Origin of the sequence: Desulfovibrio mangrovi (genome assembly GCF_026230175.1) — a bacterium.
GTDB classification, from domain to species: domain Bacteria; phylum Desulfobacterota; class Desulfovibrionia; order Desulfovibrionales; family Desulfovibrionaceae; genus Halodesulfovibrio; species Halodesulfovibrio mangrovi.
The window spans coordinates 2,021,307-2,044,643 of the sequence record NZ_CP104208.1 but is presented as its reverse complement, the minus strand read 5'-3'; the positions used below and the strand labels follow the sequence as shown (position 1 = coordinate 2,044,643).

At 55.4% G+C, this 23,337-nt stretch carries 20 protein-coding genes and 1 pseudogene; 16 read left to right on the top strand and 5 right to left on the bottom strand.

Annotated elements, in window-relative coordinates; all coding sequences use genetic code 11:
* Nucleotides 1-3: 3 nt before the first annotated feature.
* The 3 genes from N1030_RS09455 (at nucleotide 4) to N1030_RS09445 (ending at nucleotide 2,467) form a co-directional block, all read left to right on the top strand.
* Nucleotides 4-906 carry a glycosyltransferase family 2 protein gene (locus N1030_RS09455; RefSeq protein ID WP_265825229.1) on the top strand — a complete coding sequence of 301 codons (903 nt, stop codon included), beginning with the start codon at nucleotides 4-6 and terminating at the stop codon, nucleotides 904-906.
* A gap of 79 nt (nucleotides 907-985) precedes the next feature.
* Nucleotides 986-1,660, top strand: a complete 675-nt coding sequence (locus tag N1030_RS09450; protein WP_265825227.1) for a class I SAM-dependent methyltransferase — start codon at nucleotides 986-988, stop codon at nucleotides 1,658-1,660.
* Nucleotides 1,661-1,708: 48 nt separating this feature from the next.
* Complete coding sequence (locus N1030_RS09445; RefSeq protein WP_265825225.1) at nucleotides 1,709-2,467, top strand: class I SAM-dependent methyltransferase; 759 nt, start codon at nucleotides 1,709-1,711, stop codon at nucleotides 2,465-2,467.
* Nucleotides 2,468-2,757: 290 nt separating this feature from the next.
* Here the strand turns inward: N1030_RS09445 and N1030_RS17710 are convergent.
* The 3 genes and pseudogenes from N1030_RS17710 to N1030_RS09430 form a co-directional block, all read right to left on the bottom strand.
* Nucleotides 2,758-2,901: pseudogene (locus N1030_RS17710) on the bottom strand (transposase); the annotation flags it as partial.
* Nucleotides 2,902-3,256: 355 nt separating this feature from the next.
* Complete coding sequence (gene glmS / locus N1030_RS09435; protein WP_265825223.1) at nucleotides 3,257-5,080, bottom strand: glutamine--fructose-6-phosphate transaminase (isomerizing); 1,824 nt, start codon at nucleotides 5,078-5,080, stop codon at nucleotides 3,257-3,259.
* 188 nt (nucleotides 5,081-5,268) lie between these two features.
* Nucleotides 5,269-5,673: a rhodanese-like domain-containing protein gene (locus tag N1030_RS09430; protein ID WP_265825221.1), complete on the bottom strand. Its 405-nt coding sequence runs from the start codon at nucleotides 5,671-5,673 to the stop codon at nucleotides 5,269-5,271.
* A 272-nt stretch (nucleotides 5,674-5,945) separates the two neighbouring features.
* Between N1030_RS09430 and N1030_RS09425 the strand changes: the two genes are divergently transcribed.
* From N1030_RS09425 to N1030_RS09405, 5 genes are all read left to right on the top strand, one after another.
* Nucleotides 5,946-6,248 carry a hypothetical protein gene (locus tag N1030_RS09425; protein WP_265825219.1) on the top strand — a complete coding sequence of 101 codons (303 nt, stop codon included), beginning with the start codon at nucleotides 5,946-5,948 and terminating at the stop codon, nucleotides 6,246-6,248.
* A 227-nt stretch (nucleotides 6,249-6,475) separates the two neighbouring features.
* Complete coding sequence (gene ilvN, locus N1030_RS09420) at nucleotides 6,476-6,955, top strand: acetolactate synthase small subunit (protein ID WP_265825216.1); 480 nt, start codon at nucleotides 6,476-6,478, stop codon at nucleotides 6,953-6,955.
* A 13-nt stretch (nucleotides 6,956-6,968) separates the two neighbouring features.
* Complete coding sequence (locus N1030_RS09415; RefSeq protein WP_265825214.1) at nucleotides 6,969-7,895, top strand: bifunctional enoyl-CoA hydratase/phosphate acetyltransferase; 927 nt, start codon at nucleotides 6,969-6,971, stop codon at nucleotides 7,893-7,895.
* Nucleotides 7,895-9,007: a butyrate kinase gene (buk, locus tag N1030_RS09410; protein WP_265825212.1), complete on the top strand. Its 1,113-nt coding sequence runs from the start codon at nucleotides 7,895-7,897 to the stop codon at nucleotides 9,005-9,007. The genes N1030_RS09415 and buk overlap by 1 nt, the downstream gene beginning before the upstream one ends.
* A 261-nt stretch (nucleotides 9,008-9,268) precedes the next feature.
* Nucleotides 9,269-9,841 carry a TetR/AcrR family transcriptional regulator gene (locus N1030_RS09405; protein WP_265825210.1) on the top strand — a complete coding sequence of 191 codons (573 nt, stop codon included), beginning with the start codon at nucleotides 9,269-9,271 and terminating at the stop codon, nucleotides 9,839-9,841.
* Between the two features lie 93 nt (nucleotides 9,842-9,934).
* Here the strand turns inward: N1030_RS09405 and N1030_RS09400 are convergent, their stop codons facing one another.
* Both N1030_RS09400 and N1030_RS09395 read right to left on the bottom strand, forming a co-directional pair.
* Complete coding sequence (locus N1030_RS09400) at nucleotides 9,935-12,394, bottom strand: methyl-accepting chemotaxis protein (RefSeq protein ID WP_265825208.1); 2,460 nt, start codon at nucleotides 12,392-12,394, stop codon at nucleotides 9,935-9,937.
* Between the two features lie 190 nt (nucleotides 12,395-12,584).
* Nucleotides 12,585-13,838, bottom strand: coding sequence for a GGDEF domain-containing response regulator (locus N1030_RS09395; RefSeq protein ID WP_265825207.1), 1,254 nt, complete (start codon nucleotides 13,836-13,838; stop codon nucleotides 12,585-12,587).
* 216 nt (nucleotides 13,839-14,054) lie between these two features.
* On the opposite strand from N1030_RS09395, the gene N1030_RS09390 reads away from it, so the two are divergent.
* The 8 genes from N1030_RS09390 (at nucleotide 14,055) to N1030_RS09355 (ending at nucleotide 23,190) form a co-directional block, all read left to right on the top strand.
* The gene (locus N1030_RS09390) at nucleotides 14,055-15,647 is read left to right on the top strand and encodes a glycosyltransferase family 39 protein (RefSeq protein ID WP_265825206.1); all 1,593 of its coding nucleotides are present in this window, start codon (nucleotides 14,055-14,057) and stop codon (nucleotides 15,645-15,647) included.
* A gap of 152 nt (nucleotides 15,648-15,799) precedes the next feature.
* Nucleotides 15,800-16,210: a YkgJ family cysteine cluster protein gene (locus tag N1030_RS09385; protein WP_265825204.1), complete on the top strand. Its 411-nt coding sequence runs from the start codon at nucleotides 15,800-15,802 to the stop codon at nucleotides 16,208-16,210.
* 241 nt (nucleotides 16,211-16,451) lie between these two features.
* Nucleotides 16,452-18,878 (top strand): penicillin-binding protein 1A, encoded by a 2,427-nt coding sequence (locus N1030_RS09380; protein ID WP_265825202.1) that lies wholly within the window; start codon nucleotides 16,452-16,454, stop codon nucleotides 18,876-18,878.
* Nucleotides 18,879-18,947: 69 nt separating this feature from the next.
* Complete coding sequence (locus tag N1030_RS09375) at nucleotides 18,948-19,328, top strand: cupin domain-containing protein (protein WP_265825200.1); 381 nt, start codon at nucleotides 18,948-18,950, stop codon at nucleotides 19,326-19,328.
* A 201-nt stretch (nucleotides 19,329-19,529) separates the two neighbouring features.
* Entirely contained in the window at nucleotides 19,530-21,098 is a 1,569-nt protein-coding gene (locus tag N1030_RS09370; protein ID WP_265825198.1) for a DUF4139 domain-containing protein, read from the top strand.
* Between the two features lie 121 nt (nucleotides 21,099-21,219).
* Nucleotides 21,220-21,777, top strand: coding sequence for an RNA polymerase sigma factor (locus N1030_RS09365; protein WP_265825196.1), 558 nt, complete (start codon nucleotides 21,220-21,222; stop codon nucleotides 21,775-21,777).
* Entirely contained in the window at nucleotides 21,777-22,403 is a 627-nt protein-coding gene (locus N1030_RS09360; protein ID WP_265825194.1) for a glycogen-binding domain-containing protein, read from the top strand. Before N1030_RS09365 ends, N1030_RS09360 begins: the two co-directional genes overlap by 1 nt.
* On the top strand, nucleotides 22,393-23,190 hold the full coding sequence (locus tag N1030_RS09355; RefSeq protein WP_265825192.1) for a hypothetical protein: 798 nt from the start codon (nucleotides 22,393-22,395) through the stop codon (nucleotides 23,188-23,190). Before N1030_RS09360 ends, N1030_RS09355 begins: the two co-directional genes overlap by 11 nt.
* Nucleotides 23,191-23,337: the final 147 nt, after the last annotated feature.

Genomic DNA, 23,337 nt, shown 5'->3' with positions numbered 1-23,337 from the left:
AGCATGAAGACTAAGAACTATTGTAATCTTACAGTAATCGTTCCGGCCTATAATGAAGAAAATGGCCTAAAAGAAAGTATCCCTTCGCTTATCAGTGGGGTTCCTGGGGCAGAAGTCATAGTTGTAAATGATGGGTCAACAGATCAAACCAAAGATGTTATCAAAGAATTTCCAAATGTACAGTACGTACAGCATAGCTTTAATCAGGGGCAAGGTGCTTCTTTACGTACCGGAATGATGCTGGCAAGCAGGGAATGGGTCGCATGGTTTGACGCTGACAATGAGCACAGAGTGGAAGATTTGCAACAGATATATGAGCTCGCTCAATCTCAGAATCTAGTCGCTGTTATCGGTCAGCGTTCAACACCTTCTGCATCAATTACAAGGGCTTTGGGCAAATGGGTAATTAGACTTATTGGCAAGAGCTTGAAAATTAAAGCCGGTACCGATCTCAATTGCGGATTACGGATATTCCGAAAGAAAGTTATCACAAATTACCTGCAACTTATACCCAATCGCTTCAGTTCGAGTCTTGTTACAACGCTAATCATTCTCGAACGGGGTTTTCCTATGAAGTTTCACCCGGTTAAAACAAACGCTCGAGTGGGTAACTCTACTGTAAGATTGAAAGACGGCTTCGAAGCTATTTTGCAGTTGATCCGTTCTGTTCTTCTCTTTGCACCGATGCGTTTCTTCTTGCCTACAGGTATGATAATTTTCATGCTTGGAGTTTGTTACAGTTTGTTCATTGCTTACAACTTTCATAATGGCCTGCCGGTTGCCGGGATGTTTGCAATGCTATCCGGCTTGCTCGTAGTCGCTCTCGGCTTGGTCGCGGACCAGATCAGTCAGATCAGATTGACTGGGCTAGCCAGTCGCCATCCTTACATCGACGAAGACGAGTAGGGTCCCGCTGGCAACGCAAGATTGAAACTCAGTTCAAAAAAACAAGCATAAGCACGACGTTTGTGTATAGGAGAACGATATGAATTCAATTAAAGTCCCGTCTTGGGCGTTAAACAGGCCCAAAACGCTGTTGCAAGAGCTTGTTGATTTTATTGCCATCCCTTTGCGAATGGCAATGCTTCCTGATCATATTTGTGAGCGGTTTCATATTACATCTCTCCGCGCAGAACGATTCGCAAAAATATTACCTCTTCTTAAAGGTAGAGTTTTAGATATTGGTGCTGGAGACAATATGTTGCTCAAGCTGTATGCGGAACGATCAGCTTCTAATGTTCATGATAGCATTGGTCTTGATGTCGTTGACTGGGGTGGCAATTGTATTATAGTTCCTAATTGTAAAGCGCTGCCATTTGAAAGCAATTCCTTTGATACTATATGTTTCATTGCATGTCTGAATCATATTCCTGAAAGAAATGAGGCTATAGCAGAGGCTTTCAGGGTCCTTCGACCCGGAGGGAGGGTGGTTGTTACTATGATAAATAGAACGCTTGGAACATTAGGGCACAAAATTTGGTGGTACAGTGAAGATAAACATCGAGATGTGGACGAGGATGAAGAGATGGGGATGAATAATGGTGAAATTTTAAAACTATTAGAGGATAATTCTTTTATTGACATTGTCCATGAGCGATTTGTGTATGGGATGAATAATGTGTTTATAGGAATGAAGCCTATATCTTCTGGTGTGCGATAGGCATAGCAATATAATTTATCAATCATTACCAAAAGTGCAGAAAATACAATGAATTCACCAAATGTGAATCCTCAGAAAGCGCATTATGAAAAAGTACATGATGCATATGAAAAGCACTACTATGACAATTCTTCGTTGCAGTATCGGCGTGAATTTATTTATACTCCTTTATTCAAGGGTTTTGACCTTTCTGGAGCAAGACTGGCAGACTTTGCCTGCGGAAGTGGGCATAACTCCATTGAGCTTCGCACATTATTCCCCGGAATATCAACAACAGGGTATGATATTTCTCAAGCAGCATGTGAGGCGTACGTTCAAAATACAGGGGGCAAGGCGCATCAGGTTGATCTTACCAATCCCTTTACTGCCGATGCTGAATACGACGCTGTCCTTATTGTCGGAGGGCTCCATCACTGCATTTCAAATTTAGATGCTGTTTTTTTGAACATTGCGAGGGTGCTAAAACCTAATGGTTATCTTTTTATGGTAGAGCCTAATGAAGAGTTCTTCTTAAATTCAGTTAGGAATATTTGGTACAAGAAGGACAAGTGGTTTGAAGCTGAGTCAGAGTCTGCTCTACGCCATGACGAGATACTGGAGCTTGCTAAAGCATATTTTGAGCCACACTCTTTAAGTTTTTTTGGAGGTCCTGCTTTTTATTTGATACTGAATAGTTTGATTACACGAGTTCCTTTAAAGGCGAAACCATTCCTGGCCCCCATCCTTTTCCCACTAGAAAGTCTATTCAATCAGTTGCCGGGGCGTTCAGCATTTGCAGCCTTTCGTGCAGTATGGCGAAAGCGGTAGCATGTCACAGTTGTAATTGGTTCCTGGTAATCCTTTGTCTCGGGCATTCCTGGCCGGGATGCAGTCGTAGGCCGTTCTAGACGGGCCTACACAGCGGCAGCCACGCTGTATGTGCATGTTGTGTTCAAAGTTCAGAAAGAGCGCAGCTTGTCGTTTGTTGAACGGCCTTTGAGCTTGTTTTCAATTAAATCCTTAAGATCTCTGTTCTCCAGAGCAATGTCAGCAACCCACAGCTTAAGCTGATACGTTTCCGCTTCCATATCCCTCATGCGCTTCAGGGCGGACTAATGCATGCCACCATGCTTTGCCTTCCAGTTGTAGTAAGTCGCGTCTGAAATACCACGATTAAGGCAAATATACTTTGCTTTGATACCAGCTTCGCCCTCTTTGAGGATCGTAATAATCTGTGTCTCGGTGAATCGTGATTGTTTCATGATCGTCTCCTGACATGGTTATGCCAAAAGACTCTATTTTTGACCTGTGTTCTTTTAGGGGAGGCTTACGCAATCACATGCTGTGAGTGCGGCTAAAAGCACCATCAGAGTGAGAAAGTCATACCCACTGATTTTAACCAACTTATTTCCGCATCAGAATGCCCGGCCATCGGTGACTCTATTCTGAGGAATCCTTCTAGGGTTAGTCCCAGATCGTTTTCGAGAAAGGCTGCTGCGAGCCATAAAAAAGCGCTCCCTGCTATACCTTCTGGTGAAGGTTGGCAGGGAGCGCTTTCTGTTAAGAGCTATTCTTTATGCTCACATTAGACGTAACACATAGTCATTGTGGATGATTTTACTCCACCGTCACGCTCTTCGCGAGGTTGCGCGGCTGGTCCACGTCCTTGCCGAGGTAGTCGGCAGCCTCGTAGCTGAAGAGCTGCAGGGCGGGCAGGGCGAGGAAGGCGTTCAGGGGGCCCCATGCTTCGGGCAGAATCCACGGGTGGTCGACCTTGAGGTCGTGGCCGGGATTGGCAAGGGCGATAACCTTGCCGGAACGGGCCTGCACTTCTTCAAGGTTGGATTTGACCTTGGTGTACAGGTGGTCGTTCAGCGCCAGCGCAAAGGTGGGGAATTCCGGATCGATCAGCGCGATGGGGCCATGTTTCATTTCGCCGGAGGCATAGCCTTCCGCATGAATGTAGGAGATTTCCTTCAGCTTCAGCGCGCCTTCCAGCGCCAGCGGATAGCACTGGCCGCGGCCGAGGAAGAAGAAACTGCGGGCCGTGGAGTACTGGCGGGCAAGGGTCTGCGCTTCGGTGCGCATGCGGGGCAGTTCCATTTCCAGCTGGCCTGCCAGCTTGGAAAGTCCCGCGATGGCGTTCAGGCGGGTTTCGTCGGCAAGCGTGTTGTTGCGGCGTGCCCATGCGAGCGCCATGAGGGTGATCACGGTCATCTGCGAACACATGGCCTTGGTGGAGGCCACGGAGATTTCCGGTCCTGCCTGCGTGTAGATGACGGTGTCGGATTCGCGTGCGATGGAGGAACCCACCACGTTACACAGGCCGATGACCTCGATGCCGCGTTCCTTGGCAATGCGCAGGCCCGCGAGCGTATCGGCGGTTTCGCCGGACTGACTGATCACGAGAATCATGTCGCCGTCCTGCAGAATGGGATCGCGGTAGCGGAATTCGGAGGCAATTTCCACGTTCACGGGAATGCCCGCCCAGTTCTCAATGAGGGTCTGACCCCACATGCCCGCATGGTAGCTGGTGCCGCAGGCCACAATGTGCAGGCGCTTGGGCACGGGCATGGCATCCAGTTCGGGCAGCAGTACTTCCTTGCGCTGCCAGTCCACCCTGCCGGTCATGCAGTCGGTGATGACGCGGGGCTGCTCGAAGATTTCCTTGAGCATGAAGTGCTTGTACCCGCCCTTCTGGGCGGACTGGATATCCCACTGGATGTGGTGAATCTGCTTTTCCACGGGCTCAAGGGTCTTCACATTCAGCACCTGCCACTCGTTGGCTTCGATGCGGACCATCTCGCCGTCTTCAAGGAAGACTACGTCGCGGGTGTAGGGCAGGAAGGCGGGGATGTCGGAAGCAACAAAGTTCTCGCCCTGGCCGATACCCATCACAAAGGGGCTGGAAAGACGTGCGCCGTAGATGATGCCGGGCATATCCGTGGCGTAAACCACCACGGCGTAGGCACCCTCAACGCGCTGCAGGGCCCAGCTGATACCCTTGTCCAGCGCACCGGTCTGCTTGCGGCCTTCGGCGATGAGGTTCGCCAGCACTTCGGTGTCGGTTTCGGACTTGAAGGTGTAGCCCTTGGCGATGAGTTCATTCTTCAGGGGCTGGTAATTTTCGATGATGCCGTTGTGGATGATGGCAAGAGAGCCGTCGGAACACATGTGCGGGTGCGCGTTGCGTTCAACGGGAATGCCGTGGGTAGCCCAACGGGTGTGGCCCATGCCGGAAGTGGCAAGGGTGGTGTTCACGCTTTCGAGCTTGGCTTCCAGATTCAGCAGCTTGCCTTCGGCGCGTATGGTGGTGAGCTGCTTGTTCTGGATGAAGGCAACACCGGCGGAGTCGTATCCGCGGTATTCCAGACGGCGCAGGCCTTCAACAATGAGCGGAACGGCAGGTCTGTGTCCAGTGTATCCGATGATGCCACACATATATATAACTCCTTAAAAAAGGCCGGAGTCGGCTTTGCATGTTATTGATGTTGCCCTTCCTACTGATTTTGGCACAGCAGTGCAAGCGGCGTATAGAAAATGCGATGAAATAATAACATAATGATGCGGGAAAATCCCGCTTTTTCACGGGCGCTACAAAATCGTAGCAAAGGGCGTTTGACCGGGCATCAGTGTTCAAGGGGCAGGTCGGCTTTGTACCAGCCGACAATGCCTGATTGCAGATGATAGACATGGTGGAAGCCCATCTTGCGCATCATGGCAAGGGCGCGCTCGCTTCTGCTGCCGGAATGGCAGTAAAGCAGGTAGCGCTTGTCGCGGGGCAGGGTGCTGAGCTGCGTTTCGAAGTCGCTGTTGTAAAAGTTCATGTGCACAGCATTCTGTATGTGTCCCATCATGAATTCGGGTGCTGTCCGTATATCGAGTATGACCAGCTCGTTCTGCGGGGTGGCCTCGTTGATAAGGCGGATGGCCTCTTCCGGTGTAACGTCTCCGGCCTCGGCAAAAGCTGCGGCGTGCATGGAAAGAACAAGCAGAAAGGCAAGCAGGTGGTGCAAGGGAGTGATGTAGCGCATGGTAATCTCCGAACATTTTGTATTGTAGCTCGTTTTCGAATGTAAGCACCCATGATAAATTGGGCAAGAGAGGAAAGAATCATTGCCAGAAAGGCATCCGAGAAGCATTTTCTATATAACAGGAGAAGTTTGCTTCCCCGGACGGGGGCTTCGCTTTTCCTCTGCCGAACCTCCGGATGACGACATATTTTGCTGGAGCCGGACATCTGTCAAAGCGGGCAGCGATATGAGCCGGAAGGCGGATACCGTAAGAGCGATTGCGGGAGGTGACTATGGGACAGCAAGTACAACACGATTTCATGGTGCTGAGGCAAGGTGACCTGGCTGTGGAAGCCATGGACAGGGCCGTGTCAATGACTGGGCTGGGCCGGTGCTACCCGTACCGCGACCGTTGGAAGTGGCTGCGCCGTCTGTATATGCAGGGGCGGGCTTCTCCGGCGCTGTTGCGGGCGTTCACGGCACGGCTTTCACGTCACACGCCACATTCGCTGCAAACCCTTATGGATCTTCATCTGCGTTCCGGCGTTGATCTTGTCTGTCCGGTGATGGATGAGCAGGGGCATTTTGACATCTGATGAACAGACAGGCGCTCTTTACAGAGGGCGGACACATGGCGGCAACCCCGTCCGGCAGACATCTTATGTGTCAGCGAGCCGGACGGGGTTTTTTACGGAATGGGGCCGGTGCAGTAATTACGATTATTGTCAGAAATGGTCTTATGTAAGGATTAAAGCGGGTTGGCGATGTTGTGATGCGCGGCGGAGAAAGGTATAGTCCTGCCAGCTTATCAAGGAGTAGTACAATGAAACATACCATTTCCGCGTTGGTGAAAAACAGGGTCGGTGTAGTTGCCGACGTTACTGATGTATTCAAGAGAAACGGCGTGAACTTCAAATCCATTTCCTGTGCGGAAACGGAAGAGTTTGACGTGTCCCGTCTGGTCATCACCGTGGAAAATCACGACGCCCAACTGGAAAAGGTTCTCGACGAAGTGCGCCTGCTCGATTCCATTGCCGAACTGGATGACCTTTCCCGCAAGGAGTTCGTCGATCGCGAGATGGCGCTGATCAAGGTAGGCTTCACCCGTGAGACCATGACGCAGGTCATGCAGATTTTCGAGGTGTTCCGGGCCAACGTCATCGGCATGGGACAGGAGACCATCAGCGTTGAGATTACGGGTGACGAGGACAAGGTGGATGGCCTTATCAAGATGCTTCGTCCTCACGGTATACGCAGCCTGTGCCGCACCGGCGTGGTGGCCTTGAAGCGTGGCGATGAATAGCAGCGGAGAAAGCATGACCATTCGATCTCTTGAGCATCTTGCCGAGCATATGCTCGCCCGGAATGTCCGGACCCGTCTGGCCGTGGCGGCCTGTGCCGAGGACTTTGTCATTCAGGCGTGTCTGGCCGCTCATGAACGGGGGCTGGTTGATCCCATTTTCGTTGGGGATCAGGAGAAGGTGGCCCATATTGCAGGCAAGCTTGGTGCGGACATGTCTTCCTTTGAACGGCATGACGTGGCCGATCCCGCGGCAGCGGTTGAACTGTGCATCCGTCTTTACAAGGCCGGTGACGCAGGTGCCATCATGAAGGGCAAGGTGAATACGGATGTTCTGCTTCGCGGCGTGTTGAACAAGGAAACCGGCGTGCCGCCCACGGGCGTGCTTTCGCATGTCGGTGTGTTCAATGCTCCGGGGCATGACAAGCTGATGATCCTTACCGACGCCGGCATAAACATTTCGCCGAATCTGCAGCGTAAGGCGGATATCCTGCGTAACGCCCTCAAGGTGGCTGAGGCGCTGGGCATTGCGGCTCCCCGCGTTGCCATGCTGGCCGCTACGGAGAAGGTTATCTATCCCGCCATGCCTGCCACCCTTGATGCTCAGATGGTGGCTAAGATGGGCGAGCAGGGCGAGTTCGGTGATGCCATTGTGGCCGGGCCGTTTGCGCTTGACCTTGCCGTGAGCCAGCGGGCCGTGGAATGCAAGGGCGTGTGCAATCCCGTGGCCGGGAATGCTGATATTCTGGTCGCGCCTGATATTGAAAGTGGCAATATTCTCTATAAGGCTTTGACTTCCATGATGAATATAGAAATGGCCGGCATTGTGGCCGGTAGCAGCGTGCCCGTGGTGCTGCCTTCCCGTGGCGATACCGACAGAACCAAGTTCTACTCCATTGCGCTGGCCACCCTCATGACCATGGCACAGAAGGAAGCTCCCTGATGCACATACTTGCGATCAATCCCGGTTCCACCTCCACCAAGGTGGCGTTGTTCGATGGCGAAACCGAACTGTTTTCCCATACCGTCGAGCACGACAAGAAGGAATTGCGCCATTATGCGCGGGTTACGGAACAAATGTCCCTGCGACGCGATGCCATTTTGCAGGCGCTTGCCGAACATGGCTACGCAGACGTGAAACTGGCTGCCGTGGTTGGTCGCGGTGGTCTGCTGGCCCCCATGCACGGTGGTTCGTGGCGGGTTACGCAGGCCATGCTGGATGATCTGGCTTCCGCTAAACATGGTGAACACCCCTGCAACCTCGGGGCTCCGCTGGCGCTGGAATTTGCCAGACAGCACGGCGTTGAGGCGGTCATCGTCGACCCCGTGGTTACGGATGAAATGGACGACGTGGCCCGCATCTCCGGCCTGCCGGAACTGCCGCGACGCAGCGTGTTTCACGCTCTGTCGCAGCGCGCCGCTGCCCGTACCGCCGCCCGCAAGCTGGGGATCGAGTATGAGAAGGGTAAGTTCCTCGTCTGCCATATGGGGGGCGGCATTTCCGTTGCGGCGCACCGGCACGGGCGCATCTGCGATGTTGTGAACGCTCTGGATGGCGACGGTCCCTTCACGCCGGAGCGCACCGGCAGGCTCACTGCATTGGGGGTGCTGGATCTGGTGCACGAGGGCAGGTATACCTATGAGGCCCTGCGCACAATCATCCTCAAGGAAGGTGGATTGTGGGCGCATCTGGGCACCAACGACCTGCGCGAGGTTGAGCGCCGCATGCAGCAAGGTGACGAGCAGGCCAGACGAATCTTCGAGGCCATGGCGTATAATGTTGCCAAGGAACTGGTCTCTCTTGCCCCAGCCCTGCTTGAAGGAGTGGAGGATGCACGCGGGGAAGACGGCATCAGCGCCATTGTCATTACGGGCGGTATGGCCCGGAGTGTACGGCTGATTGAGACGCTTCGCCGCAGAATGGGATTCCTTGCGCCTTTTGTTGTCTTGCCTGAAGTGGAGGAGATGCAGGCGCTGGCAGCCGGTTGCCTGCGCGTGCTGGAGGGGCGGGAGACTCCGCGTGAGTATACGGGCACGGAGCGTGATCTTGTCTGATGCGGAACGTTGATTCCGGGCGGGCTTCGGTCTGTTGGCCGGTGTCGGACGGGGCGTTTCGGAATCTGCTGTCATGGCGGTTTGCTTTTTTTGGTCTGACAGTGCAGTATAGTGAACGCAATGCGTGTGTTGCATTGCATACTTGAATGTACGTTAGGTTTGCCCGTCCACTGTACCGGGGGCGGGATACTGCAGACATATTGAGACCGTGCTCCGGAGGCCATGGCGTCCGGTCAGATCCCAAACCAATACGAGGCAATGATGGCATCATCCAAAGACTTGATTCTGGAAAACGCCAAGCAGCTTTTCGCCGAGAATGGATTCAAGGGCACCACCATCGCCCAGATAGCCAAGACCTCCAATGTGACGGATGCCGCAATATACCGGCACTACAAGTCGAAGCAGCAGATTTTCGATGTGATCGTGGAGACCTTTCTGGCTGATTACCGCGTGCTTCTGGACCAGATCAAGGAACGCCAGAAGTCCGGCTATTGCCTGATAGAGAACCTCATCCTCGACCTGTGCGGCTTCATCGACGCCCGCAACATCGAGTTCAAGGTTATCCTGAACGCCTATACGACGATAGACAGCGCCCGCAAGGCCATGGATGCGTTCTACGACTACCTTGCAGAGACCGTTGTGGCCTGCCTCAACCGCGGGATCAAGGATGGCACTGTGCGCAGTGATATCGCCATTCAGCAGACCTCCGTGATTATTGCGACCCTGCTAGTCGGGGTGAACCGCCGCAGGCTGTTCGGCCCCATCGCGCCCAACCACGAGACAATGGCGCAGGATACCGTGGTGTTCTGCCAGAGCGCCATCAGGAGCTTCTAGCGCGACCCGCCTTTTTCAGAGGCTGAAGCGAATCAAAAAACGGGGCGTACCGTGCATGCGGTGCGCCCCGTCTGTTTTTCTGGCGGAGAAAGGCTATTCTTTCTGCATATCCTGAATGATGGTGCGAAGCTCCTGCGCAAGGCGGGCCAGGTCGGCCACGGCTTCCGAGGACTGCGTCATGTTGTGGGCCGTTTCAGAGGCGATAACGCTGATTTCTTCTGCTGCGTGGCTTATTTCCTCGCTGGTGGCGGATTGCTCTTCCGCCGCAGTGGCGATGGCGCGGACATTGTCGCCGGTTTGTTCGATGACGGAGACTATTTCGCGCAGGGAGTCGCCCGCTTCACCGGCAAGACTCGTCGTCGTATCGACGGACTTGGACGCCGATTCCATTTCTTCAATGTTTTTGCGGGTGCCCTGCTGGATGGCCGTGACGGCGGCATCCACTTCGCGGGTGGCGTTCATGGTTTTTTCCGCAAGCTTGCGAACTTCGTCCGCTACCACGGCGAATCCGCGACCGGCATCGCCCGCCCGGGCTGCTTCGATGGCGGCGTTCAGGGCAAGCAGGTTGGTCTGGTCGGCGATATCCGAAATGACGCCCATGATCTTGCCGATTCCTTCCGCCTGAACTCCCAGATCTGCCAGCAGGCTTTTGAGGGTGTCCGACTTCTGCCGGACATCGCCGATGGACTGGACGAGACGCTCTACAACAGTGCTGCCGTGTTGGGCGGTGTTGACTGCCGTGGTGGCGTTTTCAGAGGCAGTGGAGGCGGCCTGAGCCACTTCAAGCGTAGCCGTATTCATCTGGTCAATGGCAGAGCTGGCCTGGCCGGTGCGCTCCCGTTGTATCTCGGAACCGCGAGTGGATTCTTCCACCTGTGCGGCGAGCTGTTCTGCCGCCGAGGAAACCTGTTCCGAGATGGCGTCCGCATCCGCTGCGGCCTTTTCGATGATGTCGTTCTTGCGGCGCATGGCCTCCTGCTGTGTGCGCAGTTCGGTCAGGTCCACAATGAGTTCGATGCAGCCGATGAGTTCGTTATCCAGATCGTAGAGCGGTGTGGCCACGGCGCGGGATATGCGGGTGTTGCCCTTGCGTGTCTGCATGGTGCCTTCATCGTCCAGAGTACGCTCTTCACGGATGGCGCGGGAGGAGTATGTGTCGCGTACCTCGCCGTAGATGAATTCCCCCACATGCATGCCGATGAAGGACTCCGGCGTGCCGTCCCTGTCCGCATGGTCCAGCATGGCCTGGTTCACGAAGGTGATGCGGTCCTGCCGGTCCGTGGTGACAACGGCGATGGGAATGGCGTTGAGCACGCCCTGTGCGAATCCGAGCCGGACCTTGAGTTCACCGACCATGGTGCAGATGTCGTTGGACAGCTCGCCCAGTTCGGCACTGAGGGTGCAGCCTACCTCGCTGTTGAGGTTGCCTTGTGCGATGTTGCGGGCATAGCCCTGCACCGCCTTGAGCGGGTTGGTGATGGAATTGGCCACCATGAGGGCGGCTAAGGCCACCAGCGCCGCCACGACAAGCAGCATGATGGCGACGGAGGTATAGAGACGTGTGATGGGAGCCTGCACCTCTTCCTTGTAGATATCGGCCACCAGTGCCCACGTCATGTCGCCCACCTTGACGGGGCCATAGGCTGCGAGGGTGAGTTTGCCTGCGAAGTCGGTAGTTTCGTCTGCGCCCGTTGTGCCGGACAGGGCGGATTTGACCGGAGCGGTCCGGATGCCGTTTGCATCCGGCGTGCCGCTGAAGGATTTGGTTACGGAGCGGTTGTCATTGTCCCGCCATGAGTCGGAACGCATGCGGAAGTCGCTGCCGACCAGATAGGTCTCGCCGGATTCTCCCATGCCCTCGCGCTCCAGCATTATGTTGCTCAGCGCGTTCAGGTTCATGCGGAAAACCACAGTGCCCAGCAGGGTTTCGCCATTGAAAACGGGGGCGGCGAGGAATTGGGCAGGGGTGTTGCCGTCCGGTTCATAAGGCTGCATGTCGCCAATGGTAGCGCTTTTCTTTTCAATGGCTGTGGTGAACAGGTTGCTTAGTACCGACTTGAAGTCGCTGACCGAGGCCCCGAGATCTGCCCCTTTCTGGGCGGTGTAGCAAATCTGGGCATTGTTGGCGGTAAGGAACAGTATGTCTCTGAAGCCGTTGCTTTGCTGGAAGTTTTTGATGGCCTCATCGTAGCGCCGCATGACGGATTTGTAGGAGTTGGGCGCCTCCACCTCGCCGTTGCCCAGCCCCTTGACCTTGCCCGAACTGCTGCCGCCTGATGCCATGAAGGCACTGCTGAATTTGGCAAAGGCTTCAATGAAATAGGGGTTCTGAGCGAATACCTCCACTGTCCCCATTTGCTGGCTGAAGAAGCGTTCCACCTGAATGGTTTTGATCTTCTGCGCGGTTGCAAGCTGCGCAAGGCTCTTTTCGAGGAGTGCCTGGCTTGAAAGGCGGGCTGTCCACAGGCCGATGATGAGCGCAGGGAGAGCGCCGGCCAAGAGGAAGAGGGTGATCAATTTCGGACGCATGCGAAGGTTGGCGAAGATGTTCATTGCTGGCCCTTTTTGCTGTCGTATTGCTGGTGTGCCTCGTGTCTTTCCTGTCTTTTGGTCTAGTCGTCTTTTGCTGCTAAGAGTTTAGGTTGGTTTTGAAAGGAGTGTTGCATGACTTCTGTTGTGCGTGGTGTCACCGCTGTTTGTGGCATACGGTACTGCATTTCTGAGGGGGCGTCAGCAGTAATTGTTACTGGTGTACCTCTGCGACGACACGGTTCCGGCCAGACTTTTTAGCCTCGTAGAGAAAGAGATCTGCGGCGTTTAGAAGAGTATCAAGACTGGTGGTCGCTTTGTTTGTTACCCCGATGGATATGGTGAAACCGAATTCCTTGCCGCCGGAGGTAACCTGCATTGCCGCGACTTGTTCGCGGAAACTTTCAAGTCGCTGCAGCGCGGTCTCGAAGGGGACAGTCTCCGGGAACAGGATACAGAACTCCTCGCCGCCATAGCGGGCAGCAATACACGGGAGGGGGAACTCCTGCGCAATGAGTTTGCCCATGCTTTTGAGAGCCTGATCGCCCCCTGCATGGCCGTATGTGTCGTTTACCTTCTTGAAGAAGTCTATGTCGAGCATGGCTGCGGTGATCCGGTCGCCGTTCTTGATTCTGTCCAGCATGCCGTTGCCTTCCTTGAACAGCATGCGTCTGTTGTAGAGTCCGGTCAGGGCGTCGCGTTCGGAAAGGTCGCGGTTGACCTTGATGAGGTCAAGCATGGTCAGGTTCATGTTTATGCGGCACAGCAATTCTTCGAAGGACGCAGCCTTGGGAATGAAATCGTTGGCGCCGAAGCGCAGGAACTGGGCCGCAAGATCCTCTTCAAGACCCGTTGTGACTATGATGGCCAGCCTGTCATGCGCATACTTCGTGCGCACGGCTTCCGTGAGCTGGAACCCGTCCATATGAGGCATGTTGAAATCTGAAAGGATGAGCATGATGTCCGGGTTCTTTTCAAGAACCTCCAGCGCCTCCAGACCGTTTGCTGCTTCAAGCACTTGAAGTCGTTGGCGGGTAAGCAGGTCCACCAGCCCCTTGCGGTAGGTGTTTGAATCATCCACCACCAGAACCTTGGTCTGTTCGTTTTTCAGCAGGCGCTCTATGACGGAGATCAGGTACTGTATATCGCGCGCTCCGCGTTTCAGCACATAGTCGCTGATGGGCAGGTGCAGCATCTGCCTGCGTGTGCCTTCGGTAATGCTGGCGCTGACGACGACGCAGGGAAGCCGGTAGCGCATGACCATGTCCACGGCTTCGCCTTGCGGCGCATCCGGCAGGTTCAGGTCGCACAGCACGATGTCGTAGGCGGCCGGATTGGGCTGTATGAACCCTTCAGCCTCTGTCATGTTCATGGCAATGTCGCACGCGATGCCCAGTCGCTCGGTAATGGCGTGCTGGATGAGTTTCGCAGTGGACCTGCTGTCTTCGATGATGAGGATCTTGTGCATGATGGGCTGCTTCCTGTTCCAGAATGTGAAATGTCCATCCTTCATGACTATAGCAGGTCATTGCCCTCCATTCTACTATAACTTCACGTTCTGGACAGGTGGTGGATGAGGGGGTAAGGTGTCTGGCCTTGAATGCTCAGGATGACAGCCATGCGTTCAAAGGCGGCTTTGGGCAGGTGCCGGAGCATCGAGTAACCGCGACCAGAGAGACATTTCTTGCAAAATATCCCCATATGGCAGCGCAGGCCGGTTCTGGCCGCTGCAGCCATTATCTTCATTACCACGGCAGTCCGGCTGTGGTTTGTGGCCAGTTCTCAGCTAGATCTTGTTCAGGACGAAGCCCAGTACTGGGACTGGACCCGCAGACTGCAGCTTTCCTACTATTCCAAAGGCCCCCTCATCGCGTGGATCATCCATCTGTGGACCGGTGTTTTCGGCGATACGGAGTTGGGGGTTCGTTTCGGGGCTGTGCTGCACTCGTGCCTCGCCCAGATGCTTCTGTATTACGGGGTTGCCCGGGTGTTCAGAAAACCCTCCGTGGCTCTCTGGACCCTTGTCATAGCCAACACCACACCGTTGTTCATGGTCTCCGGCATTCTCATGACCACGGACAGTCCGCTGCTGGTCTGCTGGGCCATGGCCCTGTTCTCCCTGTATGCAGCCGGCGAACGGGAGGATGCCGTTTGGCCTTATCTGCTGCTGGGGCTGAGTATGGCGCTGGGCATGCTTGCCAAGTACATGATGCTTGCCATGTTCGGTGTAGCAGTATTCTATATGCTCGGGCTGTACCGGCACCGCATGCTGTCCCGCCGTTTTGCCGTGCGGGCATTTCTTGCCATGGCAGTGGGCACGGCCATCGGGTTTGCTCCCATTCTCATCTGGAATATGCAGAATGACTGGGTGGGCTTCAAGCATGTTTCCACTTTGGCCGGGGTCACTTCGTCCAAACCCAAGCCGATCATCCGCTTTGACCGTTTCCCCGAATACTTCGGGTCTCAGATAGGCATCATTACGCCGTGGTGGTTCGCGTTCATGATCGCGGGTGCATGGCGTGCCCTCAAGCTTGGCTGGAGAGGCGCCTCGCAGGACGGTGTCCGCGAGGACAGGGTGCATGTCCGGCAGGCAATGCTGCTTGCTTCGGCCTTCTGGATGCTGTGGGGCTTCTTCATCATCTGGAGTTTCCATACCCGTATCTACCCCAACTGGTCCGCCATGAGCTATGTGGCAGGCATTATCCTTGCCGCCACGGCTGCGGACAGGGGATCGCTGCTGCTGCGCAGGGCAGCCGTCAGTGCACGGAAGAAGCGTATTTCCTTCCGCAGAGGCTGCGTTGTCTTGGGGTGCCTCATCTTTGTTGTGGTGCACAGCCTGCCGTATCTGCCGTTGCCGGACAAGTTTAATCCTGCCGTGCGGCTCATGGGCTGGCACGACCTTGGCAACAAGCTGGATGAAATGCGGCATGAATTGCCGGCCCCCGACAAGGTGTTCTATTTTTCCGATTCCTACGATGTTACCGCTGCGCTGGCCTTTTATGCGCCCGGAAAGCCCATCACCTACTGTGCGGACTTCGGCAGACGCATGAGCCAGTACGACATTTGGCCGGGGCCGCAGGACAAGAAAGGCTGGGATGCGCTGTATGTCTGCAAGGAATATCCCGTGATCGTTCCACAGTTTGCGGACATGTTTGAAGAATATTCATATATCGAGTATCAGACTATGCACGGTGGCAGGAAAGGACGGTCCTTTTTCATCGTCACCCTCAGAAATTTCAAGGGCGTATGGCCCAGACAGAGTTTCGGAGCGTTTTAACAGTGCATGATAAGGATGACGTGAAATCTTTCGCTCATGGTGACCCGCATGTTTGTGCCCGCTGTGCAGGTTTGGGGCCGACTTGCTGTCACGTAGCGCCGGGAAACGAGGAGTTCTGTTTTCCCCTGTCCCGTTCCGAGTGGGAGCGGATAGTGGAGCATTGCCGTGATGAAGGCGGCTTTGCCGAGGAAAGGAATTCCCGCCCCTTTGTGGATACCATGCGTCGTCTGTTTCCCCTGCATGATCTGGAAGTGGAGGAGCTGTTCCCGCCGCACGGGACGCATATGCGCCTTGCTTCAGACGAAGAGGGCTACTGTGCGTTCCTTACTTCCGAAGGATGTCGATTGCCGCGCGATGTGCGGCCGTGGTTCTGCCTGCTTTTTCCCTTCTGGGTGCGGGGGCGGATGCTGACCATGTTTACGGCCTCGGATTGCCTTGTCTGCCGTGAGACGAAGACCCTTGAGGAGTCCCTCGTTCTTATCGGCACCACGACCAAGGAAGTCCGGTATATTTTCGGTCGATTGAAGCTTGCATGGGGATTTGAACCGGAATCTGATGAGTAGGCCGTTCTGCAGGATGAATCGTATGAGAATGGCTCTTTTTGCATAGTGCTTTTGATGATTTGTTTGGATGAGTTTTCCATAGCGGGGTAGGGCGCGTTTTGGCTCCGGCCCTGCGTTTTGTTTTTTCGCCTGTTGCCTTGTTTGGCCCAAGGGTCTACTAGGTGGGCGAACGAATCATGATGCAGTGACTTTTGCGGTCCGCTGCTTCACCTTGAACTGAGCTCGAATCAGAGAACACGATATGAAAAAATTTCTCATGTATGGCGCCATGGTTGTGGCGCTGTGCGCCGCTCTCGGGGCGCTTGGCCTTTCCGGCCTTTACTGGTGGGCCTCCAAGGATCTGCCCGGGTTTACCAAGATTGCCGATTATCGTCCTCCGCTTGTTACCACCGTCTACTGTCGCGACGGTTCGGTGCTGGGCTACTTCTACCGCGAGAAGCGTTTCCTCGTTTCTCTGGACAACATGTCTCCCAAGCTGCCCATGAGCTTCCTTGCCGCCGAGGACGACAGCTTCTACCAGCATGATGGTATTGATCTGCGCGCTATCATGCGTGCCTTTGTGAAGAACATGCAGGCTGGCTCCATCAAGCAGGGCGGCTCAACGATCACGCAGCAGATCATCAAGCAGCTTCTGCTCACTTCGGAGAAGAAGTACGAACGCAAGATCAAGGAAGCCATTCTGGCCTACAGATTGGAGCGTTATCTCAGCAAGGACGAAATCCTTACCATTTATCTGAACCAGATTTACCTCGGCGGCGGCGCGTATGGTGCGGAGGCTGCAGCCCGTACCTACTTTGGCAAGCATGCCAACGAGCTGACCCTTGCCGAGTGTGCGTTGCTGGCGGGCCTGACCCAGTCGCCTTCCAAGTACAATCCCCTGCGTAACCCGGAACTGGCTGTGGCACGTCAGCATTATGTGCTCGGCCGCATGCTGGAACTGCAGTGGATCACGCAGGCCGAGTATGAAGAGGCCATGGCGCAGGAACTGGTCTACAAGAGCATGGAAGATCCCAGCTGGAAGCAGGGCGCATGGTATCTTGAAGAAGTTCGCCGCAGGCTTATCGATTTCCTCAGCGAAGAGAATCTGCAGCGCCTTGGCGTAACGCTTCCCCGTTATGGCGAAGATGCTGTGTATGAATCCGGTCTGCACATCTACACCTCCGTGGATATGCACCATCAGGTTGCGGCGGAAGCCGCTCTGCGCAAAGGTTTGGAAGACTCCTCCAAGCGCAGGGGATGGGCCGGTCCGCTGAAGAAGCTGGGCAAGGAGGAATACGAGGACTTCCTGCAGCAGGAGGCCGTATCCCCCGGAGCGCTCGAAGACGGCGCATGGATCAAGGTGCTTGTCTCCACCGTTGATGCCAACGGTGCAACGGTGCGTCTTGGTGCCTACAAGGGATATATTCCCGTTTCCACCATGCACTGGTGCCGCAAGCCGGATCCCAAACTGGCCACCGATCAGGTTCCCTCCGTCAAGGATGCCCGTCAGGTGATGGAGCCCGGCGATGTCGTGTGGGCCTCCGTCAGTGTGCCCAAGGAAAAGAAGGACGCCTGGAACCCCGTGGAGCTCGGCGTTGACGATGTCATTCCGCTGGCGCTGGAGCAGTACCCCGCCGTTCAGGGCGCCTTCGTATCCATAGACCCCGTCAACGGCGATGTGTTGGCCCTTGTGGGCGGATACTCCTTTGCCGACAGCCAGTTCAATCGTGCAACGCAGGCCAAGCGTCAGCCCGGTTCCGCGTTCAAGCCCATTGTGTACTCCACAGCCATGGATCATGGCTTTACGGCGGCCTCCATCGTTCTGGATGCCCCCATCGTCTATACGGACGAGTCCACCTCCAAGGTGTGGCGCCCCGAGAACTTTGAAGGCACTTTCTCCGGTCCCATGCTGCTGCGTACGGCGCTGGTGAAGTCGCGCAACCTCTGTACCATCCGTGTGGCGCAGAAGGTGGGGATTCCCGCTATTGTGGAGCGCGCCAAGGCCATGGGCCTTGAAGGGCCGTTCCCCAACAACCTTTCCGTGAGCCTTGGTGCTGTGGAAGTGACTCCGTTGAACCTGGCTGAAGCGTATACCACCTTCGCCCGTGGCGGTTCATGGATCAACCATCGCGTCATCCGCTCCGTTCAGGATGCATGGGGCGAAACCATTGCCAACTTCGAGTCCGAGGCCCATGAGGCCATGAGTCCTCAGACCGCATACATCATGGCCAGCATTCTCAAGGAAGTGGTTCGTGACGGTACAGGCGCGCGCCTCAAGGTCCTGAACCGCCCCATCGGCGGCAAGACCGGCACCACGAACGACGAGCAGGATGCATGGTTCATGGGCGTTACCCCCTACCTTGTTTCCGGTGCCTATGTTGGCTTTGACCAGCTGACTCCCATGGGTAAGTGGGAGACCGGCTCAAGAGCCGCGTCGCCCATCGTCAGGGATTACCGTCTTGCTGTTGAAGACAGCTATCCGGTCATGGACTTCCCCATGCCGCCCGGCATCGTGCAGGTGCAGATCGACGGCAAGACCGGCCAGCTGGCTGGCGGCGCTTCGGATGAAACCTACTTCCTGCCTTTCAAGCAGGGAACGCAGCCAACCGTCATGTCCGGTGCTCCGTTGCGGAGAGGCCAGCAGGATGACGCGACCAGCGGCGAAGAACTGCTCAAGCAGATGTTCTAGCCTGATGGATTATTGAAAACAGACAACGCCCCCGTGGAACCCCGCGGGGGCGTTTGCTTGAGAGGGATCATGAAAACAGTCTATGCCGACATTCCCGCCTATGTGACCAAGGATGGCTCCATCATTCGTGAACTGATGCATCCCGCAGTGCACGGCAGCAGGAATCAGTCGCTGGCGGAGGCGGAAGTGCCCGTGGGGGCCGTTACCCTTCTGCATGTGCACCATGAAACCGAAGAGTTGTATCATGTGACTGCCGGAACGGGCCGCATGACGCTCGGCGAAGGTAGCTATGAGGTCGGGGTTGGTGACACCGTGTTGATAGCGCCGGGCACGGCGCATTGCATAGCCAATGCGGGCAGCGTGCCTTTGCGCATTCTTTGCTGTTGCTCACCGGCGTATTCGCATTCGGATACGGAGTTGGTTGTAGAGGCAGACGTCGATCCTTCATAATCGTGAGCCGAGGGGGCGCGGCTGATAACGGCTAACGGTTTTGGGAGTGAGAGGGGGGCGGACTTTCGTCGCTGTCTTCCGGTATTGCAATGCTTGGACAAAATAGTGTGCTCTGGCTGTGTTTCCGGGTTCATCCGCGCTGGCAATGCTCGCTCTGTATATGGTAGGGTGTCTCGTCATTCAGCGAATAAAGGAGTTTTCATGAAACGATACTCGTATGCTTGTGGCGGGCATTTTCTTGCGTTGCTGGCTGTGCTGGTGGTGTTCGCATCGCCTGTCTTTGCCGCGGAGAAGCCTGTTGCCCCTGATTCCGTAACGCTGTTTCCGGGACGTGCCTTGCTTGAATGCACTGAGGTACTTTCACAGGAGATTCTGCCGGACGGACAGCGCGGGGTTCTGGTAACTCTGCCGGCCTATGCCGATCCCGAGACGCTGCGTATTGCAGCCAAGTCCGGAACTCTTGTGGATGTACGTCTGGACCGTGTTCCTGCCGTGGGTCAGGGAGTCGTTGAAACAATGCGCAAGGAACTGCTGGCCAAGCGACGGGAGCTTGCCGTGGTTTCCGGTGAGCTGGGAGCCATAGACTCCCGTATCTCGCTGTGGAGCGATACCCCTGCTGACGGCTCGTCTGCCGCTGAGATGGAGCGACTTGATGCTGCCATGTCCAAACACCTTGCGGGGCTGCATCGCAGCCGGTTTGACGTGGAGGAGCGCCGTACGGCGTTGGAGGCTGAAGTTGCCGAACTTGAAGACGCCATTAAACGTGCCGTAGGCGGTGATAGGCAGGTCTGGCGCGTGCAGGCCGCATTCGTCAATGCGCCTGCGCAAATGGAAGTGCGCTACAGCTATGTGCTCGGCAACTGCAACTGGCAGCCTCTGTATCGTTTTGAGGCTCTGCCCGGTCAGGGCAAGGTGGCCTTCACCTTTACTGCGGAAATAGAACAGGCTTCCGGCCTGGATTGGAAGGATGCCAATATAGCCCTCGCCACGGTGGAGCGTTTTGTCGCGCTCGTGCCGCCCGGACTGCCCGACTGGTTGGTGGAAGAACGTCAGGTGGTCATGTATGACAGTGCTGTGGGCGGCAGGGCTCCCATGATGGCGGAGGCTGCACCGGAAATGATGAAATCCGTTGCCGCAGCACCGGCTCCCCGCAAGGTGGAGCGTGGAAGTTATGCCGTATGGGAGCTTGGGCGTCGCACGGTGCCTGCCGGCAGGCGTATCAGTCTGCCCGTGCAGGCGGAATACTGGCGAACCGACTTCAACTACACGGCCCGTCCTTCGGGCGACAGTAAGGCATACCTGACCGCACAGGTCGTTCTGCCTGCCCCGAGGGAACTGCCGCAAGGCATGGCAATGTTCCTTGTGGATGGGGCGCTTATCGGTAAGCGCAGCTTCAGGTTGTCCGGTACCGAAGCGGACCTTTTCTTCGGCGCTGACCCGCTGGTTTCCGCCACCATGCGTCTTCTTGAGAAGCAGTCCGGCAACAAGGGCATCATAGGCCGCAAACAGACCATGGTCTGGGCTTGGGAGATTGCCTTGAAAAACGACCGAAAGCATCCTGTGGTGCTGACGGTTGAAGAGCCTGAGCCGCAATCCGGTCATTCGGATATTCGAATTGAAATGGAGTCCGCACCACGCCCTGAAAAGGACGAGGAACACAAGCTTGTGTGGAAGCTGGAGCTGCCCGCAGGCGGAGAATCGGTCATCAGGCATGCCGTGACTGTGACTGCACCCAAGGATATGGATGTCGATTTCGGCAGGGGACGTTAGCAGCCTGCGAACGTAAATACAGGAAGCCCGCTTTTGCGGGCTTCTTTTTTTTGTTATGGTCATGTGACCTGAGGCTCTCGTATGTCGTATAAGGAGGTACATACTGTTTCGGATTCTTCGCATGCGACAAACTGCCCGCACCCAGCAAGGTGCTTCCAATGATGCGAAAATCGTCCGTGATGTGCTGGACGGTGATGTTGACGCATTTTCGTTGCTCGTACTTCGGTATCAGCAACGTCTTTATGCTATGGTCTTTCGCGCGGTGCGCTCCCCTCATCTGGCCGCAGACCTGACGCAGGATGCCTTTGTGCAGGCATATGAAAAGCTGGAACAGTACTCGCCGAATCGCCCGTTTTATCCTTGGCTGCATGCCGTGGCGCTTAATATCGTAAGGGATTACTACCGCAAGCAGGCCAGATTGAATGTGGTGCATGTGGATATTGATTCAGTCATTCCCGTCCTTGAGGAGCCGTCATCAGAAGTCAGGCTCGACAGGGACAGGGCGTTCGCAGCGCTGGAACAGTTGCCGCTTCTCTACAGAGAGGCATTAATATTACGCTACCGCGAAGAGTTGGAACTTGCCGAGGTGGCCCGCGCTCTGGATATCGGTCTGAGCGCGGCAAAGATGCGTATCAAGCGGGGGCTCGAACTCCTGCGTGACCTGATTGGAGGTGAGTGATGCACACTCCTGAAAACGGTACTAAGGAACGCGTACCTGTGCTGCGTGACGCTATTCGGGACTATGAGGATATCAGCGCCCCGCCGGAGCTCATGCCGAACATACTGTCCAGAATCCAACCCAAGCAGCCTTCTGTGTGGCAAAGAATGCTGCGCACCTTTCGTCAGCCGATAACCTTGAGCTTCAGACCTGCAACCGGTCTTTGTGCTTTGGCTTTAGCCGCAGTGGTCGTTGTATCGGTGAATGTGATGCTGCGTGATGCTGGTGCGCCGATGACTCCGGGGACCTCGATATTGTATTCTGCCAAAGCCACGCCAGCCTCTCTCCGGGAGTATGACGGTGTGCCGGTGCGTTTTGTTCTGGCCGACGGACAGAAACGCATGCGATCGGTGGCGGTAATAGGTACGTTCAACCAGTGGCAGGAAGGAAGCTTTGTCATGCGTTATGATGATGGCTCGAAGGCGTGGGTGCTGGAAGCCGTTTTGCCGCGCGGGGAACATGAATATGTCTTTCTTGTGGATGGGCATATGACTATTCCCGATCCGGGGGTGAGCCTGTTCCGCGAGGACAGCTTCGGCAGCAGGAACTCTGTGCTGTACATTGGGGAAGAGACCCGTGAGATTTAAGTCCGGTTTCTTGATGCCGTTGCTGGGACTCTTGCTGGCATCTGCGGTGGCCCTTGGGTTGCCGTGCACGGCTGTCGCAGAGCAGGGTGATCTGGCGAGCGCTGCTGCTTCGGCTCGCCAATGCGGGATATCGCCTTCGCTTGTAGACCGGATTCTGGCTGACTCCGTTGAAGGAAGGTTGGCCGGGGAAGATGCCTTTTCCCTGTTGGATTCTCTGCAGCATGCCTGTGAGAAAAACGTTCCTCTCTACCCTCTTGAGGAGAAGGTGGAAGAGGGGATGGGAAAGCGAATTTCTGCCGCCAGAATTCTGCCGGTGCTCGTAGCATTGCAGGATGACATGCAGCGCGCAGGAGATCTGTTGCGAAATGCCGGAGTCAGGAATGCCGGTGATCATGCGGTCGTTATTATTGGCTCTTCGATGCAGCAGGGATTGCCCTTCGATGTTGTCGCAGCCTTGATTCGCGACCATGTCTCGTCGTCGGCTGACGATCTGGCGGCGGCCGTGAGGCTTGCCGCGCAGCTGCGCAAGGACGGTATCGGTGAAGCGGGCGTGGATTCGTTTGTTTCCGCCGGACTCGCTCATGAAGGGCTTATGCCGCGGTGGCGAGGATTCAATCGGCTTGTCGCACTTGCCCGTCGTCAGGGAATTGAAGACGACTCCCTGATGGCTCAGGCGGAATCCATGTTGCGTAACGGTGCACCGTTACAGGATCTGTATGACGCCCTTGGGCTGACCTCGCGCGATACGCTGCAAGGTGCTGGCGGCTCGGGACATGTTCGGCAATAAATGAATTTGTAAAATGATGTGACTTTGAATCTTGTTCTTACGTAATGCACTGTAAGAACCTTATCAAATAATTGTATCTGAGAGGTTCCGATGAGAAAATCAGTCATGCCGGCGTTTCTTTTATTAATGCTGGCAGTGGGTTTTGTG

Coding starts and splice junctions, on each gene's coding strand:
- N1030_RS09455 (WP_265825229.1), top strand. CDS start 4: ATGAAGACTAAGAACTATTGTAATCTTACAGTAATCGTTCCGGCCTAT.
- N1030_RS09450 (WP_265825227.1), top strand. CDS start 986: ATGAATTCAATTAAAGTCCCGTCTTGGGCGTTAAACAGGCCCAAAACG.
- N1030_RS09445 (WP_265825225.1), top strand. CDS start 1,709: ATGAATTCACCAAATGTGAATCCTCAGAAAGCGCATTATGAAAAAGTA.
- glmS (WP_265825223.1), bottom strand. CDS start 5,080: ATGTGTGGCATCATCGGATACACTGGACACAGACCTGCCGTTCCGCTC.
- N1030_RS09430 (WP_265825221.1), bottom strand. CDS start 5,673: ATGCGCTACATCACTCCCTTGCACCACCTGCTTGCCTTTCTGCTTGTT.
- N1030_RS09425 (WP_265825219.1), top strand. CDS start 5,946: ATGGGACAGCAAGTACAACACGATTTCATGGTGCTGAGGCAAGGTGAC.
- ilvN (WP_265825216.1), top strand. CDS start 6,476: ATGAAACATACCATTTCCGCGTTGGTGAAAAACAGGGTCGGTGTAGTT.
- N1030_RS09415 (WP_265825214.1), top strand. CDS start 6,969: ATGACCATTCGATCTCTTGAGCATCTTGCCGAGCATATGCTCGCCCGG.
- buk (WP_265825212.1), top strand. CDS start 7,895: ATGCACATACTTGCGATCAATCCCGGTTCCACCTCCACCAAGGTGGCG.
- N1030_RS09405 (WP_265825210.1), top strand. CDS start 9,269: ATGGCATCATCCAAAGACTTGATTCTGGAAAACGCCAAGCAGCTTTTC.
- N1030_RS09400 (WP_265825208.1), bottom strand. CDS start 12,394: ATGAACATCTTCGCCAACCTTCGCATGCGTCCGAAATTGATCACCCTC.
- N1030_RS09395 (WP_265825207.1), bottom strand. CDS start 13,838: ATGCACAAGATCCTCATCATCGAAGACAGCAGGTCCACTGCGAAACTC.
- N1030_RS09380 (WP_265825202.1), top strand. CDS start 16,452: ATGAAAAAATTTCTCATGTATGGCGCCATGGTTGTGGCGCTGTGCGCC.
- N1030_RS09375 (WP_265825200.1), top strand. CDS start 18,948: ATGAAAACAGTCTATGCCGACATTCCCGCCTATGTGACCAAGGATGGC.
- N1030_RS09370 (WP_265825198.1), top strand. CDS start 19,530: ATGAAACGATACTCGTATGCTTGTGGCGGGCATTTTCTTGCGTTGCTG.
- N1030_RS09365 (WP_265825196.1), top strand. CDS start 21,220: ATGCGACAAACTGCCCGCACCCAGCAAGGTGCTTCCAATGATGCGAAA.
- N1030_RS09360 (WP_265825194.1), top strand. CDS start 21,777: ATGCACACTCCTGAAAACGGTACTAAGGAACGCGTACCTGTGCTGCGT.